14 protein-coding genes are annotated in these 20250 nt (G+C 46.7%); 1 reads left to right on the top strand and 13 read right to left on the bottom strand.

Features of this window, described 5'->3' with window-relative positions:
* Positions 1 to 82 precede the first annotated feature (82 nt).
* Both ABTV53_RS09940 and yicI read right to left on the bottom strand, forming a co-directional pair.
* Positions 83 to 1093, bottom strand: a complete 1011-nt coding sequence (locus tag ABTV53_RS09940) for a phosphotransferase (RefSeq protein ID WP_433752648.1) — start codon at positions 1091 to 1093, stop codon at positions 83 to 85.
* Positions 1094 to 1167: 74 nt separating this feature from the next.
* Complete coding sequence (gene yicI / locus ABTV53_RS09935; RefSeq protein WP_433752647.1) at positions 1168 to 3486, bottom strand: alpha-xylosidase; 2319 nt, start codon at positions 3484 to 3486, stop codon at positions 1168 to 1170.
* Positions 3487 to 3659: 173 nt separating this feature from the next.
* On the opposite strand from yicI, the gene ABTV53_RS09930 reads away from it, so the two are divergent.
* Positions 3660 to 4580, top strand: coding sequence for an AraC family transcriptional regulator (locus tag ABTV53_RS09930; protein WP_433752645.1), 921 nt, complete (start codon positions 3660 to 3662; stop codon positions 4578 to 4580).
* Positions 4581 to 4637: 57 nt separating this feature from the next.
* On the opposite strand, the gene ABTV53_RS09925 is transcribed toward ABTV53_RS09930, so the two are convergent.
* From ABTV53_RS09925 to ABTV53_RS09875, 11 genes are all read right to left on the bottom strand, one after another.
* On the bottom strand, positions 4638 to 5558 hold the full coding sequence (locus ABTV53_RS09925) for a hypothetical protein (RefSeq protein WP_433752644.1): 921 nt from the start codon (positions 5556 to 5558) through the stop codon (positions 4638 to 4640).
* A 386-nt stretch (positions 5559 to 5944) separates the two neighbouring features.
* Positions 5945 to 7804: an adenine deaminase gene (locus ABTV53_RS09920; RefSeq protein ID WP_433752642.1), complete on the bottom strand. Its 1860-nt coding sequence runs from the start codon at positions 7802 to 7804 to the stop codon at positions 5945 to 5947.
* A 272-nt stretch (positions 7805 to 8076) separates the two neighbouring features.
* Complete coding sequence (gene helD, locus ABTV53_RS09915) at positions 8077 to 10452, bottom strand: RNA polymerase recycling motor HelD (RefSeq protein ID WP_433752641.1); 2376 nt, start codon at positions 10450 to 10452, stop codon at positions 8077 to 8079.
* A gap of 244 nt (positions 10453 to 10696) precedes the next feature.
* The gene (locus ABTV53_RS09910; RefSeq protein WP_433752639.1) at positions 10697 to 11188 is read right to left on the bottom strand and encodes a pyridoxamine 5'-phosphate oxidase family protein; all 492 of its coding nucleotides are present in this window, start codon (positions 11186 to 11188) and stop codon (positions 10697 to 10699) included.
* A 105-nt stretch (positions 11189 to 11293) separates the two neighbouring features.
* On the bottom strand, positions 11294 to 12361 hold the full coding sequence (locus ABTV53_RS09905) for an FUSC family protein (RefSeq protein WP_017689291.1): 1068 nt from the start codon (positions 12359 to 12361) through the stop codon (positions 11294 to 11296).
* 296 nt (positions 12362 to 12657) lie between these two features.
* A complete protein-coding gene (locus ABTV53_RS09900) occupies positions 12658 to 13329 on the bottom strand; it encodes an HD domain-containing protein (protein WP_433752638.1) in 672 nt (223 codons plus the stop codon).
* A 1-nt stretch (position 13330) separates the two neighbouring features.
* The gene (locus ABTV53_RS09895) at positions 13331 to 14770 is read right to left on the bottom strand and encodes an NAD-dependent malic enzyme (RefSeq protein ID WP_433752636.1); all 1440 of its coding nucleotides are present in this window, start codon (positions 14768 to 14770) and stop codon (positions 13331 to 13333) included.
* Positions 14771 to 14978: 208 nt separating this feature from the next.
* A complete protein-coding gene (locus ABTV53_RS09890; protein WP_433752635.1) occupies positions 14979 to 17051 on the bottom strand; it encodes a beta-galactosidase in 2073 nt (690 codons plus the stop codon).
* Positions 17052 to 17180: 129 nt separating this feature from the next.
* On the bottom strand, positions 17181 to 18266 hold the full coding sequence (locus ABTV53_RS09885; protein WP_433752633.1) for a glycoside hydrolase family 53 protein: 1086 nt from the start codon (positions 18264 to 18266) through the stop codon (positions 17181 to 17183).
* A 32-nt stretch (positions 18267 to 18298) separates the two neighbouring features.
* Positions 18299 to 19177 carry a carbohydrate ABC transporter permease gene (locus ABTV53_RS09880; RefSeq protein WP_076326910.1) on the bottom strand — a complete coding sequence of 293 codons (879 nt, stop codon included), beginning with the start codon at positions 19175 to 19177 and terminating at the stop codon, positions 18299 to 18301.
* A 29-nt stretch (positions 19178 to 19206) separates the two neighbouring features.
* Positions 19207 to 20097: an ABC transporter permease gene (locus tag ABTV53_RS09875; RefSeq protein ID WP_074094500.1), complete on the bottom strand. Its 891-nt coding sequence runs from the start codon at positions 20095 to 20097 to the stop codon at positions 19207 to 19209.
* Between the last annotated feature and the right edge of the window lie 153 nt (positions 20098 to 20250).

The following is a 20250-nucleotide window of genomic DNA, read 5'->3' as shown; positions in this document are numbered from 1 at the left end:
GTTACCGCTTGTCACAAAGAAAGCTGCCTGCACGTATGGTGCAAGACAGCTTCGTTTGGTTCAATTCTGCTTTGGTGTGATGTTAGTTGTACCCCAGTTGCTTCCATTGCTCCAGTAAATCCAGCGTACGCTGCCGAAACTTCTGACCATCTTCAGGTTGATTGACCTGATGTTCATGAACGTAGGCATTAAAATACGAAGACAGTATTCGGTATGCAAGCCTTCGTGCCTGTCCTTCAGCGGATGAATCCAGTGGACAATCATATCCTTCATGAAAATCCACCGATTCTGTCGACAGGATGGCTTCAAACTCCCTGTCGGCAAACATGGAACGATCTCCGTCAATGATGGCCGCAATGTTCTGCTCACCATTTTCCTGATGAACAAGTACATTTGCTTCCCACAGGTCATTATGAACGAGTACCGGACGGGTCACTTGATCGAATAAGTCTTTATTTTTAATGAAAATAGCGGCGATTTCTTCTCCCATACCTGTCATATAATCGGCTTGGGCCGCTTTAAGTGCCGTTTCTTCTGCAAAAGAGTGCAACACCTCGGACCATTGGTTCGAGCCTTTAATCGTCCCATCTCCTTGCGGCCAGCCAAACGATGCACCTTCAATCTGATGCATGATGGCAGTATACGCGCCAAGCTGATGGTACAATCGCTCTTTATCCATGTCCGAAATCGCTGCGTGATCCAACTGTTTACTCGGAATAAATTCCATAAACATGTACGTTCTTGGAATGATGGATCCGCTGTCATCACAGGCGATAATGTTTGGAGCAGGAATGCCTGCTTTACGGTAATATTCATACACAATCGGTTCAGCCGCCATCATTGTACGTTCGAACGAAAAAAGGGGATCTTTCGCAGTACCAGCTGCCATCTCTCCCCGCTCTGGAGCCAATCGTAAAATCACATCCGTATAGGTTGCATGTTCCAGTTGAATCCGATAGGTTGTATTAAAAAGTCCACCTTGCAGGAGACCAAACTCCTTCACTTTGGTATCTCTTCCTAAATTAAAATCTACCAGTTGATGCAGCACCTCTGCTGATATCGTACAGTGCAAACCCGAATTCATCGTACTCATTTCATTCAATCTCCTATCTTCGTAGACAAACAGACGGCACCTTGCGGCACCGTCCTTTCGTCTACTATATCATGTTACAGTTGGATTGTAAGGGAGGTTGCGCCTGTTGCTGCCGTAACGACAACACCATTTACACCAGATACTTGGGAACCACCATCAACGTTAGATACACTCTCAATGCCGCGAAGCACCAAGTTCCATGGTTTGCCTGCGCCTTCAGCACGAACATCCAGCACTGACCCATTACGTGTTACGTTAACTGTCAGTTCCTGTTCAGCAGCCTGGTTCACAACGACCGCTTGAGCCGTTTGACCATCAGCCAGTTCGAACAAGTGCAAGGACACATCATTCGCAAAGTCATAATCCGGTTTGTTATCTACAGCACCGACAGCGATCAAGCTGTTTGGTTTAACCATCATTGGCAGTGTTTTGAAGTCATGGTTTTCACTGATCCAGCGTCCACCTTGTACTTTCGCTCCTGTCAGATAGTTCGTCCAAGTTCCTTCAGGCAGGTAGTAACGAACATCACCCTCCTTGTTGAAGATTGGAGCCACGAGAATCGAATCACCAAACATGTACTGCGTATCCAGGTTGTATGTTGTTGGGTCCTCCGGGAAATCCAGCAGCATAGCGCGCATCATCGGAATACCTTTTACCGTCGACTCCACCGCAGAATTGTAAAGGTACGGCATCAGGCTGATTTTGAGTTTGGTAAAGTCACGAACAACGTCCACGGATTCCTCGTCAAACAGCCAAGGCACACGATACGAAGTGCTGCCATGCAAGCGGCTGTGTGAAGATAAAAGTCCGAATTGTACCCAGCGTTTGTATACGTCAGGGCTCGCTGTGCTTTCGAAGCCGCTGATATCATGGCTCCAGAATCCGAAACCGGAAAGGCCCAGTGAGAGGCCACCGCGAAGCGATTCAGCCATGGATTCATACGTGGAAGAGCAGTCACCGCCCCAGTGAACCGGGAACTGTTGGCCACCTGCTGTTGCAGAACGTGCAAACAGGGCAGCTTCGTTTTTGCCAATCTTCTCTTCGAGCAATTCAAATACAGCTTTGTTATAGAGCTGTGTATAATAGTTGTGCATTTTAACCGGATCAGAACCATCAAAGTACACAACATCTGTCGGAATTCTTTCACCGAAGTCAGTCTTGAAGGAATCTACACCTTGATCCAGCAGGACTTCCAGCTTGCTCTTATACCAATTCACAGCATCCGGATTCGTGAAATCTACCAGAGCCATGCCTGCTTGCCACATATCCCATTGCCATACACTGCCATCGGCTGTTTTGACCAGATAACCGTTCTCCATACCTTCATCAAACAAGTAGGATTTTTCAGCAATATATGGATTGATCCAAGCACAGATTTTAAGGCCCTTTTCTTTCAGACGTGCAAGCATACCTTCCGGATCCGGGAACATTGCTTCATCCCATACGAAATCAGACCATTGGTATTCTTTCATCCAGAAGCAGTCAAAATGGAATACAGACAGCGGAAGATCACGTTCTGCCATGCCATCTACGAAATGATTCACCGTTGCTTCGTCGTAATCTGTTGTGAATGAAGTTGTCAGCCACAGACCAAAAGTCCATGCCGGTGGAAGCGCTGGTTTACCTGTTAATTTCGTATAATTATCCAGTACATCCTTTGGATTGTCACCACCGATAATAAAGTACTCCAACGTCTCGCCTTCTACGCTGAACTGAACTTTAGATACGTTCTCGGATGCAATCTCATATGATACGCGCTCCGGATGGTTTACAAATACGCCATATCCTTTATTGGACAGATAGAACGGAATGTTCTTATAGGACTGCTCACTGCTTGTACCGCCATCTTCATTCCAGGTATCTACGATTTGGCCATTTTTAACAAACGGTGTGAAACGCTCCCCGAGTCCGTAAACGTATTCACCAATGCCAAGATCAAGCTGCTCGCGGAAGTACGCTTCCTTGCTTGGGCCTGTAATATAACCAGCCGCTCGTTGACCGCTACCTGTAATCCGTTTTCCTCCATACAGGAAGCTAATGTCCCAACCGTTTGTTTTGTCGATTTGAACTTCCAGATTGCCGCTTTTCAAAACAGCGCCTTGTTCATTTTTTGAAATGTCAACGTTTGCATCTTGCGTGTTAAGCTCAAACTCTGGCCCTTTTTTCACTCCGCCCTTATGGTGATTCAAGGTTACACGAATAACGTTAGGCATAGGAGAACTGTAAGTTGCTTTAAGCAAAGTTCCGTTCAATGTGTCGCCTTTGCTACGAATATATTTAGTTGCCGCATATACGGTCAGAGAATCCCCTTTTTGCACAATATCACGAATATCAGTCGGGTTTTGAATGTGGTACCCTTCACGAGTCATCCAGAATCCATCAGTAAATTTCATGTTTTCTTTCCCCCTTTGGTTATATTATAATAATATTGATATTAATAACGAATTTCTTCTCTTATTTTGACTAAATATATCACGATTTTGATAATAAACATCCGTTTCTTGAACATCAACACCAATCTATGGAAACGATTACATTAATAAAGATACTAAAAGGAGAATCTGATATGGAACGTGAACGATTACGGGAAGACCGGATTCACGGCAATGCCATGTATCCCGTCAGTGTGTACCCGGATATTCAGCAACTGAATGGAGACAGCATTCTGGATTGCCACTGGCATGATGAAATGGAGTTCACCATGGTTACTCAGGGCTGTGCGGTCTTTCAGATTGATATGAACACCATTGAGGTTCAGGCTGGAGAAGCCATTTTTGTCAATCGAGGTGAGATTCATGCAGGTTATCTGAAGGGTGATGTTCCCTGTATATTCTCTTCCATTGTATTTAATCCGGAGCTGCTTGGCAGCCGTACCTTCGATACGGTACAGGAGAAATTTATCGGTCCACTGGTGCGCAAAACCGTAGTTCCCCCTTTTCATATCAAAGCAGATGAGGATTGGGGACAAGAAATTCTGGATCACCTGAAGCGTATATTTGCAGACCATGCTACCCGAACCGAAACGTGTGAAATGTCAACGAAAGCGTACCTGTATCTCATATTTGCCCGAATGTTCGAACATATGAGATCTGCTCCACTCAAAGGCACCGTGGCTACAGGGAGTCATGACAAGGTAGAGCGCTTGAAATCCGTGCTCGGATATATCCACAAGCGTTATCCTGAACCATTAAAGCTGAAGGAACTGGCCGATGAAGCCAATATGAGCGAAGGGCACTTCTGCCGTTTTTTTAAACAGATGGTGCAGAAAACCCCTATAGATTACATTAACTATTACCGCGTCCAACAGGCCTGTGTTCAGCTTGAGAATACGGATCACAAAATTGTTGATATCGCCATGGATGTGGGTTTTGAGCATCTAAGCTACTTCATCACTACATTTAAAAAGCATAAAGCCACCACACCTTCACAGTATCGAAAAATGTCCTATGAGAACGTAGGAATGGAGTCTGCCCTAGTTCAGGTGTAAAAGAAGAAGGTGCTCACAGCTCATCAGCTGCAAACACCTTCTTTATCAATTGGTGAATCACTTTTTCAGCGTCTTCCATGAAGTGTACTCATGTACGGAGAAACCGTTAAAGGACGCATGTACTGAAGCCATTTTTTCGACCAACTTTAATTGTGCTTCCATATAAGCAGATCCCTCTTCATAAAAAGTAATGAAGTCGCCTTCCTTACTTTGCTTTGTTTCCACGGCGATCGAGATCGTCTTGCCGAGCAGAGCTGCTTCTGCAAGTTCATCCTTCGCTACACTATAGATTGCAGTAGCTGTATCACGGTAAGCCATAATGGTGATGGAATCAAATTTGCGAATCATCCAGCTGCTTACGGCCATCGTGGAACCCGGAATTTTGTAGTTATCGAGCCAGAAAGGCAGATCAGCCGCTACCGGCATCTTCATCCGCGATGCTCGTTCAACAATGTACTCCACATTTCCTTGCCACTGGGTAATCACACTGGCCTGATTGGTTTTCCATTGTGGGTGCACATGTGGCTCAATATCCAGATGAATACCAGCAAATTTCTCATTGGACAACGCCTGCGCCTGATATGCCTCGATCCAGTCCAGAAAAGATGCAATCTGCTCCCGACTTTCCGTCAACCCCCAAGCTGATCTTCCGTCCATGACGTCAACCGCAATGTTCTTGGCTCTCGCCTGACGGATAAAACTTTTATACTCAGGAATCTTTATATCCCGGTTCATCTGCAGATAGATCGTATTGATCTTGTTCGCTGTAGCGTAATTCAACACCTCTTGAGGATTACTTCGGATCTGGGTGGTATCCCACACCCAGGTCGCTCTCACCGGTACATCAAGTTTTCCATGAATGGTTGCATAACTGTCAACTGAACCATCCGCAATGGCTTTGGAAGAACAGGCTGTACTCGCACACAGAATCAAACAACTCAGTAATAAGATAAAACGGTAACCCCTTTTGCTTTTCATATTTGTACACTCCCTCTGAAGTTATCAGCTCTGACGTGCAAATCTGGATGAAATTGTGTCGTTTCATATTCATTTAATGGAACCTTATTAAGTACGACGAATTTGGATTGCTTTTATATGCAATATCATCTTTAAGACTTACGACGAAAGAATCATATAACTATATTTCGGGGATTCGTAGTTCTGTATGTATAGTACTAAAGTCACAATTATTCTCTATTTTCTAAATTGACCCCTATTTCAGCGCGACTTCAGTCATTATTGTCATATGTGCACAAAGCTACAGAAGACCTAGAAAGCGTTTTCTCCTAAAATACACAAAAAAAACCGCCCTAAGGCGGCTTTATATGAAACCCTATTTAATGATGTCTAGTCGAAGTTTCCGTTCATTCATTACCCAAAGGAGCTACAGGTGTATTGTCAACCACTTCATCGAAAAGGGACACCAGTTCAATACCTTCTGCCGAGATCCGCACAAGACCCTTGTCGGACAAACGTAGTTCTGGAATTACAACCAGCGCGAGCAACGAAAGGGTCATGAACGCATTATTTAACGTACAGCCTGCGGACTGTAAAGCTTCACTGACTGCCGCGGATTGGGCTGCAACGACTTCGAAAGACTCGGTTGACATCAAACCTGCAATCCGCAACGGGAACTCAGTTACACCTGCTGTCGTCACCACGGCTACCCCACCTTGCATGCGAATGACACGGTTACCGGCTTCGGCCATCAGGGCATCATCATTACCTATAATCAACAGGTTGTGACTATCATGAGCCACCGTCATCGCAATTGCTGCAGGTGATGTGAAGCCGATGCCTCCAACAAGAGCAACCGCCCGATTCCCGGTTTGTTTGTGACGCTCCAATACCGCAATTTTGCATACTTCTCCTGAAGTCGAAACCACAACCTTGCCGTTCTCTACCGTGACAGGCAGGTGTTTTTCCTTCGTATCCACATGGTTCTCTGTGACATGAATGATTTTGGCACCAATCGTACCCTCTGTAATCGGTGCAGCAAGCTTCAGATCTTCTGGATGAATATTAGCTTCTAACTTCACCGTGTTCAGCGCTTCTTCCGGGTAAGTGAAGCTGTCCCATACCGCCGTCATTTTCCCGTTCTCGGCCACGACTTTCCCGGCAGCAATCGTCATGCCCACACGTACATCCACCAATCGGCCGTCCAGTAGAATAATATCGGCTATATTGCCCGGAATAACCGCACCAATATCGCGCGCAACACCGAAGCGCTCAGCCGTATTAATGGTGGCCATCTGGAAAGCCGTGACCGGCTTCACACCTTGGGAGATTGCGAGACGAACAACAAAGTCCATATGTCCTTCTTTGAGCAGGGATTCAGAGCTTCGGTCATCGGTCACCAGCATCATCCGGCGTGTATCCAGTCCAAGCTCCGTACAGGCTTTGATCGTCTCAGCCACATCATGCCATGCCGAACCTTGGCGCATCTTCGCGTACATCCCGAGTCGCAGACGTTCGACCACATCTTCCTTCGTCACACATTCATGATCCCCCGTAACTCCACTTGCTGCGTACGCAGGCAAACGCCAGTCATCTGCTGCCCAGGTGAAATGACCATCTGCCACTTTGCCAGCCCGGAGGGTCGCCTGGATCTCACCAATCATCGTCTCGTCTCCGTAAACGACACCAGGGAAGTTCATCACTTCCCCAAGGCCAATCATGTCCGGCCCCCAGGAAAGAGCCTCAGCCACCTCTTCAGGCCCAATATAAGCACCTGTTGTCTCCAGTCCTGGATGGGTGGAAGGCACACAGGAAGCCACCTGCATATAAGCAGCCATTGGTGTGGTCCGCGCTTCATCCAGCATCAGTCTCAGACCTTTGAGACCAAGCACGTTAGAGATCTCATGTGGGTCAAAGAAACCTCCGGTCGTGCCTGAAGGCAATACCGCTCTCGCAAACTCGGTGACTTTCATCTGTGTACTTTCAATATGGCAGTGTCCATCCAGCAAACCAGGAGCGATATACTTGCCGTTCGCTTCAATAATCCGGGTATGTTCTCCGATGGTGTGGCTTACATCTTTACCGACATAAGCGATTCGAGCTCCCTGTACAGCTATGGACATCTCAGGTAAAATCTCACCCGATATGACGTTTACCAGCGTACCTCCACGTATGACCAACGTCGCCGGCAAATCTCCCCGTGCTGTAGCGACCAGATCCGGTACACAATCAGCCATAAGTGGCCGTTCAAAAGATGATTTGTTCATATTGTTGCCTCCTTTAATAAACGATCCAAAAAAATATATTGTTACGATTATATGAGTCCGGTCCTCATGTGTAAAGAAAAATCACATCTATTGTGCTTGAATACAAATTATCAAGTCATATTTATCCACGGGATCCAATCCTTACGTATTGACGGTAGGTATTTTCATTCTTCTCTCGTTAAGTTAGCTTCTTCCGGATATATGCATCATATACAGAAAAGGCTCCCGTTCCATCGAACGGAAGCCTTTTTTATGAATATGAACTTGCTATGTCAGTCCATCTGTGCAGCAGCTACCTTGTCAAGATCATACCATTCTTCCGACTGGGCGGTAATGAACGGACTCGGTGTGCCCACACAGTAAACGTGCAGCAGATGCATCGCTCGTGTGCAAGCCGTATAGAACAACTTGCGTTCATGCTCCCGGGCATACTGCTCCGCAGAGCCGTCATGGATCAGGACAGCATCGAATTCCACACCTTTGGCCAGATACGCCGGAATGACATGAACACCCTGCTCAAAAGCCAGTGTCGTTTTCTTGATTAACTTCGGTGCTGTGGGTAATGCCTTACTCAATGCAGCATGTACGTCTCTGCTCTCTTCGGCGGTCTTGCAGATGACAGCGACTGATTCATACCCTTCTTTAATCAAGTGCTGAAGGTCTGTCGTGATGACGTTCATATGGCGCTCGGTATCAGAAGAAACGATCACTTTAGGCTTCTCGCCGCTACGGTTAAATGGAATAATCTCTTCTCCACCAGGCACCATGCCACGGGTAAACTCCACGATCTCCCGGGTAGATCGATAACTTCTGGTCAGCTCAATCACTTCCGTATTATCTGGACCGTACAGATTAGTCAAAGGTCCTGTTCCACTAAGCACGGAAGAGTGGGCATAGATTGCCTGATTGAAGTCACCCAGTGCAGTTATTTTCGCCCGTGGGAACAATCTCTTCATAAATGCCAACTGAAACGCAGAATAATCCTGGGCTTCATCAATAATGACATGACGAATATTGGAGTTAATATGGAATCCAAGCATAAGCTCACGCAGGTACAAGTATGGCGTAATATCTTCATATGCCAACTCCTGAAGCTTCAATCTGCGTAAAGTCATCTGACCCATTTCATCCCATTGAGCAGGCAACGCTTCGTCACCCAGCAATCGCTCCATCTGAGCCTGATCGGTGAACAGATGAGCATATAATTGTCTTATATCAACGAATCGCAAAGACTTGATCCATTTCCGCAACGGTTTAAGTCGGTCACTGACCACCATACGTGCCAGAATTTCTCTTTCCTGCTCGAAGTCATTAAACGTATGGGTCTTTCCTTTTTGCTTGCGCTTCAACCGCTGATAGGCACGTTGCAGATCCTCCGGTTCCATCAGATCAAGTTGCTGATCGACCCAAGGCGCATCCAGTTCACCTTTACCAAAGGCAGACAGTTCTTTCAGCATCCAGTCTCGCAACATCTCCAGTCGGCTGACCAGCTTAACGGATGACTCAAAACTGTAGAATTTCTCAGCCATAGCCTCTGACGTGACAATCGCGCGGCCCTGGAAGCGAACGGGCTTGAATTTCATACCACCTGACAGCATGCTCTCCTTATAACGCGTGATAACTTTCAGGAAAGATTCCGATGACTTGAACTGGATGCTGGACATGCGAACATCGTAATCGGGATCTTCCGTCCCCGTAAGTACATATTCGAGCTGAATAAACGGATCTTCCAGTTGATATTCACGACCCAAACGGCGCTCCAGATATTCCTGGAAAGTCGTCTGCAACATGTTTTCCTCTCCAAGCTCAGGCAGTACCGTGGAGACATAACTGTTGAACATTGGATTCGGTGAAAAAAGAACCATCTGATCCGCTTGCAGATGCTCGCGGTATTTATAGAGAAGATAGGCCACACGCTGAAGCGCAGCGGATGTTTTGCCACTGCCGGCTGCGCCTTGCACAATGAGCATACGTGTCCGGTCATTGCGAATAATCCGGTTCTGCTCCTTCTGAATGGTCGCTACAATACTCTTCATCTGTGCATCCGAAGTTCGACTAAGCACAGCCTGCAACAACTCATCACCAATCGTAACTCCCGTGTCAAACATGAAGCGAATACGTCCGTCCCGAATGACAAACTGCCGCTTCATTTCTATATCACCGCTGATCTCCCCGCTTGGTGTATGATACGTAATCGGGCCTGGTGCCCCGTCATAATAGAGGTTGGAGATCGGTGCACGCCAGTCGTATACCAGAAAGGATTCTTCCTTCTCGTCCAGCAACGAGGCAATACCCAGATAAATGCTTTCTGCATTCGGATACCCGTCTTCCTTGAAATCAATCCGGCCAAAATACGGTGAATGATGCAGTCGTTTCATTTTGTCCAACGCTGCCGCTGTATTTAGATGGCTGCGCTCCCGATCGGACAGTACCTGTGACTGCTGCCGCATGCTGGTTGAAGTCTCTCCGACATCATCCGCTTCACTGAAGTTCATCGTAACTTCGTCCCAGAAGTCTTTTCTCATCCCAACCACTTCGTCACGGAAGGAGCCTACTTCATCTTCTAACGTTGTGATCTTGCGCTCAATCTGATCGGTTACCATGTTGACCCGTTGCTGTTCTTCACTCCACTGCTGCTCTGTACTCATATGTTAATAGCCCCTCTTTCCCCGGATTGTGTCCTCAAAATCCCATTTGACAAGCCCGAAAAGGCAATGGTATAATTATTAGAAAGTAAACATTTTGATTATATGTTAATTAGTTCTAATTTTCCGAAAACCATTTTTTATTGTACCAGTGACAACGTCCCGATGCAAGCGGAGGCGTTTTTTGTTGTTTTCATCTTCATTATTACCCAATCAACAGGTCCTCAACTGACTTAGCTACTCCCGCCTACTTTCGTAATTCTTCAATCGTCTCTTTCCAGCGTGTAATTGCTCCAAGTTCATCTTTTAATTGAAAGGTAATTCCTGAAGTGATCTCCGCATATGGCGCGTGATCCACACGTACGTGGAGCACTTGTGCTTCAAAACGATCTCTCGGATGAACAGCCCCCTTCATCTCAGGCAGCCGTTCTACTTCTATAGGGATATGCAACAATCGATGTCCTTGAACCGCAATCAAGGTAGCCTTGCCTGTTTTGCTCATGTTCATACTGGTCTGTGTACCTGGCCATAGAGCCAGTCTAAGTTGATTCGGATTTATCGCAATCACTTCCCCCAAACTAATCATCGCCTGATGCGGCCACTGATCCTCAGATACGGTCAGCAGTTGCATGGCTTCATGCTGTTTATGCTCCAGATTTGTCCCACTCAACCATTCCATTAGTTCAGCGTCCAATTCCTCTATAATCATGTCTTTATCCCTCAGTTCGTTAAAATTCATTCATGCCCTTCAGCCCTATGTATGACAAAACAACCCGGACACGATTGTCCGGGCAATGTTGTAGTTCCATTGTATCTGATCACGAAGCAGATACGCAATTCGTTATCAAGGCCACTTGAGCCAATTCAAAATTTTGTCCTGTGATTCTTTGTCTTCACTGGCGCTATGCACATGTTCGGCAAGTCGATTCAAACGTTCCAGTTGATATCCGTAATCATAGATCGCAGCAGCCACGATCGACAATCGTAACATCCCTTCCTTGTCGATATCAAACTGGGTGATCGCCTGCTCCATGAAACGGTCATTATCCAATACAAACTGTGCGGCCTCTTCCCCATTAGGTTTCAGCTTATCCTCGAACTTGAGCAGTGCATGCTCATGGAATTTGATAACCAGTTCAAGATGTGAGTCAAAAAACTGATCCATGGCCGTTGTCCGCGGTGCCTGGAAGTAGTGACGTTCCACCGAATCCAGCACCTCATACCCTTTTTGCAGACTCAGCAGCATTTGTTTGTAGACCACCATCTGCCGAGTTTCGCTGAATTTCGAACGTTTCATCTTTTTCTGTTCCTCTTCGAACAAGTTATACTTGTCGGACAGAGACTTAATGGAGCCGCCCAGGTTGCTTTTCTCCTCCCGGAATACAACTTCCTTAATCTCATCCGAGATCGAGGTTCGCAGAAGCAATGACATACCGCTGAATACACTATGGATCTGCTTCACGAACTGAACCTTCGGTTTCGGAGGAAATACGGTAATGTTGATGAGAAACGCCGATACAATACCAACCAGTGTCAACAGAAAACGATTGAGTGCAAAATGCCAGTCACCCGAGGCTTCCATAATGGATACAACTGTGACCAGTGTCAGGCCAACCGTCTCACCCATATTCAATTTAAGACAAATCATGATGACTAGTACAATAATTAATCCAACGGCGATTGGCTCATTGGACAATACCATGCCTCCCACCAGGGCCACAATCGCTCCCAGCGTGGTCGTTTGCAACTGATCCAGGAAGTATTTCCAGGAACGATAGATCGAAGGCTGCATGGCGAATATGGCCGCGATTGCGGCAGGCACGGGAGATTGCGGGTTCAAGAACAGGCTGCTTAGGTACAGGGCAAGCGTGACCGCGATCCCCGTCTTAAGTACACGTGCACCAAACGACATGGTGGTGACCCCTCCTCTTTACCGAACCTTTAATTTTACATTTGATGATCATGTTCATTATTACCCCATATTTCTTTTTTTGCCTGAATTCATTCAGGAGAACGATTTATTGTACCATGTAAGGTGTTCCGTTGCCATGCCATAAGTCAGAGGCATTATGAAACAATTCGTTTATGTATGTTAATACACATTATTAACCCAAAAAGAAGCAAATCTTCAAAATGGATTTTCGCCACTTCAAAGATTCGCCTCCGTTACTTGGTATACGCTGTGGAACGCATGCTTATTGTGTCTGCTTAGCGGTCCGTGCCCTCCCATTCCCTTTTGAACTGTTCCACGAACTGCACCATATAATCATGTCGCTGTTCCGCCAGTTCCTTGCCATAGGAAGTATTCATCAGATCCTTGAGCTTAAACAACTTCTCGTAAAAATGATTAATCGTTGTGCTGCGCCCATTGCGATATTCCTCACGGGTCATCTGCTCCCGTGGGGGAAGGGACGGATCGTACATCTCGCGCCCTCTGGCGCCTGAAAAGGCAAAGGTTCGCGCGATCCCAATCGCACCCAGTGCATCCAGACGATCCGCATCCTGTACAACCTGCGCTTCGAGCGAACTGACTGCAGGGCGCTGCCCTCCCGCATATGAGATAGTGCTAATAATACCCACAACCTTATTACGTATATCCGGGTCAAGAGGCTGGGTATCCAGCCAGTCATTCAGTTTGGCCATCCCGGCTTCCAAGCTCTCATTCAGCTTCTCATCCGGTACATCATGTAATAATGCAGCCAGTTCGCAGACAAATGGATCTGCACCCATGCGGTGAGCGAGTTCAACCGCAAGTGCCGTTACCCGTTCAATGTGCGGCCAGTCATGACCATCACTATGCTTGGATGAGTCCCCTTGAACAAAGGATCGGGCGGCGCGCAGAACGGTCTCTCCTGCCGTTATTCCATCTATCTCTGACATCTTACGATTCCCCGCCTTCACGGGCCTGTTCACGTGGAATACGCCGAGCTACACCCGTCTTAACAGCTGCTTCAATCACGCGACTGCGCATCGATTTGACCACTTTATCATTGAACACACTGGGAATAATATAATAGCGTGTACGCTCTTCGTCCGTAATGGCCGAGGCAATCGCTTGAGCGGCTGCCAGCTTCATTTCTTCATTAATTTCGGTGGCTCGGCAATCCAGAACCGCCCTGAAGATGCCCGGGAAACATAACACGTTGTTGATCTGATTCGGATAATCCGATCGTCCTGTTGCCATTACCGCTACAATGTCTTCCACCAAGGCAGGCATAATCTCAGGTACCGGGTTGGCCATCGCAAACACGATTGGATCTTCCGCCATGGTCTGCACATCTTCGCGAGTTAACAGATTCCCACGGGACAGGCCAATGAACACATCGGCTCCACGAATGACATCACGCAGCGAGCCAGTCTCCAGTTCGGGATTAGTACGAGCTGCATAATCACTCCAGACTTCATTCTCATAGGTTTGTGTCCGTACAATCGCACCATCACGATCGACACCTATAAGCCGGCTGGCTCCGGCGGACAATAATATATTGCTGCATGCTACACCTGCTGCACCGATACCGCAGACCACAATCTTCACATCATCAATGGACTTGCCCACCAGTTTGAGCGCATTGATCAGGCCGGCATATAACACAACCGCTGTGCCATGCTGGTCATCATGAAATACAGGAATGTCCAATTCCTCATTCAGACGACGTTCAATTTCGAAACAACGCGGTGACGAGATATCTTCCAGATTAATACCGCCAAAACCAGGTGATATCGCTTTCACAGTACGTATGATCTCCTCGGTATCCTGTGTGTCCAGGCAGATGGGGAAAGCGTCCACACCTGCAAACTGTTTGAATAACATCGCTTTACCTTCCATAACGGGCATCGCTGCACGAGGACCGATATTACCAAGTCCAAGCACCGCACTGCCATCCGATATGACAGCCACTGTATTCCGTTTAATTGTCAATGAGAAGGCTTTGCCGGGTTCTTCTGAAATGGCTGAACATACACGTGCCACATCCGGAGTGTACACACGTGACAGATCTTCCCGGTTGTGAATCGGGGTCTTTGGTGTTACTTCGATCTTACCACCCAGATGAAGCAGGAATGTCCGATCCGATACGTTAATAATGGACACACCTTTAAGCTGGCGTACCCCTTCTATAATTTTACTGTTATCTTGTGCATCTGTAACTGCGACCGTCAAGTCGCGCACGCTTACATCCTGATTGGTGGAAATCACGTCGATGGCAATGATGTCTCCTCCAGCTTCCGAGATGGCCGAGGCCACTTCGCCAAACTTGATATCCTTAGTTGTCATTTCCAGTCGAATAATAATGCTGTTACCATCCAGATTTCTTTGATTCATTTCCATTCCTCCCAGACTGAAAGTCTTGAGTTACATGTTACGTGTTTGTCTTCGCTGCGCGGACACGTTTATCCTTTATCTTGTCCAGAAAAAGTGGTTCAACAGCCAAATACATAAAATAAAAAAGATGCCCTGAACACCAATGTCAGGCGTTCAGGGCACTCTTTTTGTATCTTAACTCCGTTGATAAAGCAAGGATGAACCTATATTATTTCCGGGCAGCCGGTCTGCGAAGAACACAAATGTCATAAGGCTTCAAGCTGAGACTTGCTTCCACAGCATCACCACTGAGCAGATCGGTATAGGACTGTCCATCTAGTTCAACCAGCTTCTCATCTGGTGTGTAGTTCTGTACAAACACATAATCAGCTGTACCATCTGTACGCGTATGTGCCGTTGTTCCGGCAGGCAGCTCTGTTTCAAGTCCACGCTCAATGTTCAGGTCAGCGATTAGTTTTGCATAGAAATCATCATAGAATGGTGCTTTCAGACGAGTCGCTACGTAATATGCTTTTCCTGAACCCAACTGGTTAACCGTCAATGCCGGACGTCCGGCATAGAAGTCAGAACGGTACGTAGCCAGGGACTTCGCGCCTTCCAGATGAATCAGATCACACAGTTCAATTGCATCATACGCTGTATTGAGCTGAAGCTCATTGCCCTTCTCCGGGATGATTCCGTTCAGATCACGATCATGTAATCCGTCAATTTCCTCGGACCAGATGCCAAGTGTCTTACGCAGTGGACCTGGGAATCCACCCAGGAAACACAGATCGTTTTCGTCAACAATACCAGACCAGTAAGTGGCTACAAACGTACCGCCTTGTTCTACAAACTTCTCAATGCGTTCCCCGACACCTTCACGTACCAGATAGAGCATTGGAGCAATCAGCAGCTTGTACTTGGACAGATCTGCATCCATATCGATAACGTCTACAGCGACTCCCTTTTTCCAAAACGCTTCATAATGCTCTTCCACGGTCTGCTCATACTTCACACCGATATTACGCGGACCCTGGGAATCATTAACGGCCCAGCGATTTTCCCAATCAAAGATGATTGCAACTTCTGCCGGAACCGCTGTTCCTACAATGGCTTCCATGCCTTCAAGAGCCGTTCCTACGTCGGTAACATCTTGGAACACTCGAGTGTGTTCCGTTCCTACGTGGTCTACCACCGCACCATGAAGTTTCTCACTGGACCCCCGGCTCTTTCTCCACTGGAAGTACTGAACACTATCGGAACCGTGTGCCACAGCCTGGAGAGAAGAGAGCAGATGCATGCCAGGTTTTTTCAGCTTGCTGACATCTTGCCAATTCGTCGAACTTGGAGTACTCTCCATCAGCAAGAACGGCTGACCGCCTTTGATGGAACGAACTATATCATGCATCATGGCGATCCGGGATGCCTGTTTCGCGTCGTCATCTGCATCATGCCAAGTCGGATAACTGTCCCAAGAGAGGAAATCCAGAATATCGGCGAACTTCCAATAGTTCAGACCACCATAGAATTCCATCAGGTTGGTTGTGACTGGCAGATCAGGATTCTGAGCTTTCAATGGTTTCGTTTCATGCACGATAAAATCAGCTGTCTGATCCGTAACGAAACGGCGCCAATCCAGATTCATCGCGTGTACCTGTGTCTCACCGTGTGGAGCCGGAGATTCCACCTGACTCCAGTCTGTAACCGTATGGCTCCAGAATGTAGTCCACCACGAATGGTTCAGTTCATCGAGTGTTTTATACTTCTTCTGAACCCAACCACGGAACGCTTCCTGACAATAATCACAATGACAGTCTCCGCCGAACTCATTCGAGATATGCCAGCCGATTACAGCCGGATGATCCGAATAACGTTCTGCCAGTTTTGTGTTGATCGCAGTAACCTTCTCACGGTATACCGGGGAAGTATAACAATGGTTGTGACGGAAGCCATGCAGATTGCGGACACGATTCTCGGATACGCGGAGCACTTCCGGGTACTTCGCGGACATCCAGGCAGGTCTGGCACCACTTGGTGTAGCGAGGAATGCATAGATGCCGTTTGCTGCAAAACGATCCAACACTTGATCCAGCCATTCAAATGTGTATACGCCCTCTTCCGGCTCAAGGGATACCCATGAGAAGATACCAATGGACATTACGTTACACTTGGCAAGCTTCATCAAGCGAATATCTTCTTCCAGAATTTCAGGATAGCGGAGCCATTGCTCCGGGTTATAGTCTGCGCCATGCAACATGTGCGGGGCTTTGGAACTTACGGGTGCATATTTGTATGTCATAAGGACAACTCCCTTGCTTTTGAATTACAATTTTTATTGAATGCAACGATATTCACGACTCAAATTACCCAGCATTGCCTTGCACGACTTCATATTCTCAACAGATACCTCTTGTGAACCTGTATGATATTACACGTATGTCACGACATCTGATTCTTCTGCAATAGCGAGCGCTGTAAACGATTCCAACTTGCGACCTTTAAAATCAAACATGGTGAGGTTGCCCCAGTTATTCGGATGTCCGACGGACCATTCTTCTTTGCTTGGTATCCAGGCAGGTTCCCAATAATAGAATCCGTGCCCCAAATCACCAGGAACTTCACGGATAATCTGCAATAGATCCTTCAGATATTTGGTCTGTCCCTCTACACTTGCAGGGTATCCAGGTAACAACATATCTTCCTGATTCAAAATCCATTCAATGCCTTCCGGCTGCTCCAGCGTCCATGGATAAGCGGTTTCAACTACATTGATCGGTTTGCCATAACGCTCAGCCAGATCATGAAGATTATCACGTAACGCATCAAGTGTGCCATGCCACCATGGATAATACGAGAGACCAATGATATCAAACTCCACACCCAGTGCTTCAAAGCGATCGTAAAACTTGCGGCTCTCGGCGTTATCTCCACCACGATCAATATGTATCATGATCTGAATATCCGCGTCAACGGATTTGACCGCAGCAATTCCGTACTTCACAAGACCTGCAAAACGCTCCCACTGTTCATCCGTATCATGCTCTTCTCCACCGACACGCCCCTCATTCCACAACATGCCTGGCGTAATCTCATTGCCGACCTGCACCATGTCTGGAAGCGCATCGTGTTCCTTCAACATTCTCAGAACGTCAGCCGTATACATGCATACCGCACGTTGAAGCTCTTCATAGGACAGATTCTCCCATGCTTTCGGCTTCCATTGATTGGCTGGATCAGCCCAGCGATCCGAGTAATGGAAATCGAGCAAAAATTTCAAGCCCTGTTCCTTGATCCGTTTGGCTACCTCCACTGTCCGCTCCAGATTGCAGAATCCACCAACAGGATCATTCCAGATTCGAAGTCGTATCGCGTTAGCGTCATTAAACTTCAGGATGGACAGCAAGTCTTGTTCCTTGCCATCCACATCACTATAGCTCCCGCCATGCTGCTCGATCTCATCCATAAAAGACACATCCATTCCCAGAATGAATGTCTTTTCCGTCAAGTTGCTCACTGTATCAACCTCCATTAATTTGGGATACAGGCTCAGCCTTTAACTGAGCCCAATGTCATACCTTTGACAAAGAAACGTTGCAGGAAAGGATACACAATCAGGATCGGTGCACTTCCGATGAATATCTGAGCTGCCCTTACCGTGGTTTGAGAGAGAGCTTCCATTTCTTTTGGATTCATGCTCATGCTACTCATATCACGTCCAATAATGACCGTTTGCATAAATGTAGCAAGTGGGTAATCCTTGGCGTTATTCATATAGAGCAAGCCATCAAACCAGGAATTCCAGTGGAACACCATACTGAACAATGCAATGGTTGCAATGGACGGCATCGAAATGGGAAGGAAGATACTGAACAATGTTCTGAAATGGTTAGCTCCATCCATCAGCGCTGCTTCCTCCAGCTCTTTTGGAATACCGCGGAAGAAGTTCAGCATCAGAATGACAAGGAATGTGTTAACTGCCCCTGGGAGAACCAATACCCAGAAGGAATCCATCAACCCGATCTTCTGGATAACCATATAGAATGGCACCAGGCCCCCGTTGAAAATCATGCTGAATACAAAAATCCAGGAGTAGATTGTTCTGCCTTTGAACTCACTGTTCTCTTTGGACAACGGATACGCCGCGAGGAACGTAATCAGCAACGTAATGGCTGTACCGATCACTGTACGTAGAAGTGAGATCCAGAGCGAGTTCAAGAAAATTGGATTGTTCATCGTTTTTTTGTATGCCTCAAGTGAGAAACCTACGGGCCAGAGATTGACCAGATTGGCATCGGCAGCAGCCTTTGTACTAAAGGATACTGCCAGTACATGAATCATCGGTACAATACACATGATGGCGACCAAAATCAGAAAGCAGGTATTGACTATATTAAACACGCGATAAGGCAATGATTTATGATACATCGTGGTCCCTTCTTTCTCTGTTCATTCGTTTAGAATATGCGGTATCCAGCGTATTTTTTGGCTAAGCTGTAAGATACAAGAATCAAGATCATACTAATGACCGATTTGAATAATCCGATCGCGGTTGCAAACCCCATCTCACCATTTTGCATTGCGGAACGATATACAAATGTATCAATGATGTCACCCGTTTGATATACGAGCGGGTTATACAAGTTGAAAATCTGGTCAAATCCGGCATTCAGTACGTTACCAAGTGCCAGTGTTCCTACAACCATCAGCATCGGCACAAGCGAAGGGATTGTAATGTGCAGTGTCTGTTTCCAGCGTCCTGCTCCGTCAATTTCCGCTGCTTCGTACAATGCTGGATTAATTCCGGCAAGGGCAGCCAGAAAGACAATCATGTTATAGCCAAATTCTTTCCACACATCTGTCAGAATGACCGTAGATCGGAACCAACTGTTGTCTCCCAGGAAAAAATATGGTCCGAGTCCGAAGGTTCCCAGAACCCGGTTAACCAAGCCGCCTGTTGACAACAGATCTATCAAAATCCCGCCCAGAATGACCCAGGACAAGAAGTGAGGTAAATAGACAAGCGTTTGAATCGTACGCTGTATAGCCATCTTGCGAACCTCATTCAAAAGAATGGCAAAAACAAATGGAACAAATAAATTAAAAATCAGTTTAAGTACAGCAATAATCAATGTGTTCCAGATGACCTGTAAGCTGTCTTCACGTTCAAACAAATATCTAAAGTTGTCCAGCCCAACCCATTCAGAACCGCTAATCCCAAGCCATGGCTTGTAGTTCTGGAATGCCATAATAATCCCGCCCATAGGCACATAACTGAAGATAATCAGAAAGATAATGGCTGGCAACAGCATAACGTGGAATGGCCAAGTGCGTTTCAAAGTTCTCATGATTGCTCCCCCTGTATTTCTTCCTACTCAAGTACTCCCTGAGTGGCTTATAATGCGATTATATCAACCTTTTACGGGGTCCAAACAGCACATAAAAGCAATATAAATGGCACAAATTCAACCACTTTGCCTTAGCTTAAATAAACAAAAAAA

Origin of the sequence: Paenibacillus amylolyticus (assembly GCF_050990605.1) — a bacterium.
Lineage (GTDB): Bacteria > Bacillota > Bacilli > Paenibacillales > Paenibacillaceae > Paenibacillus > Paenibacillus amylolyticus_H.
The sequence above is the reverse complement of the archived record's forward strand: the minus strand, read 5'-3'. Positions and strand labels throughout refer to the sequence as shown.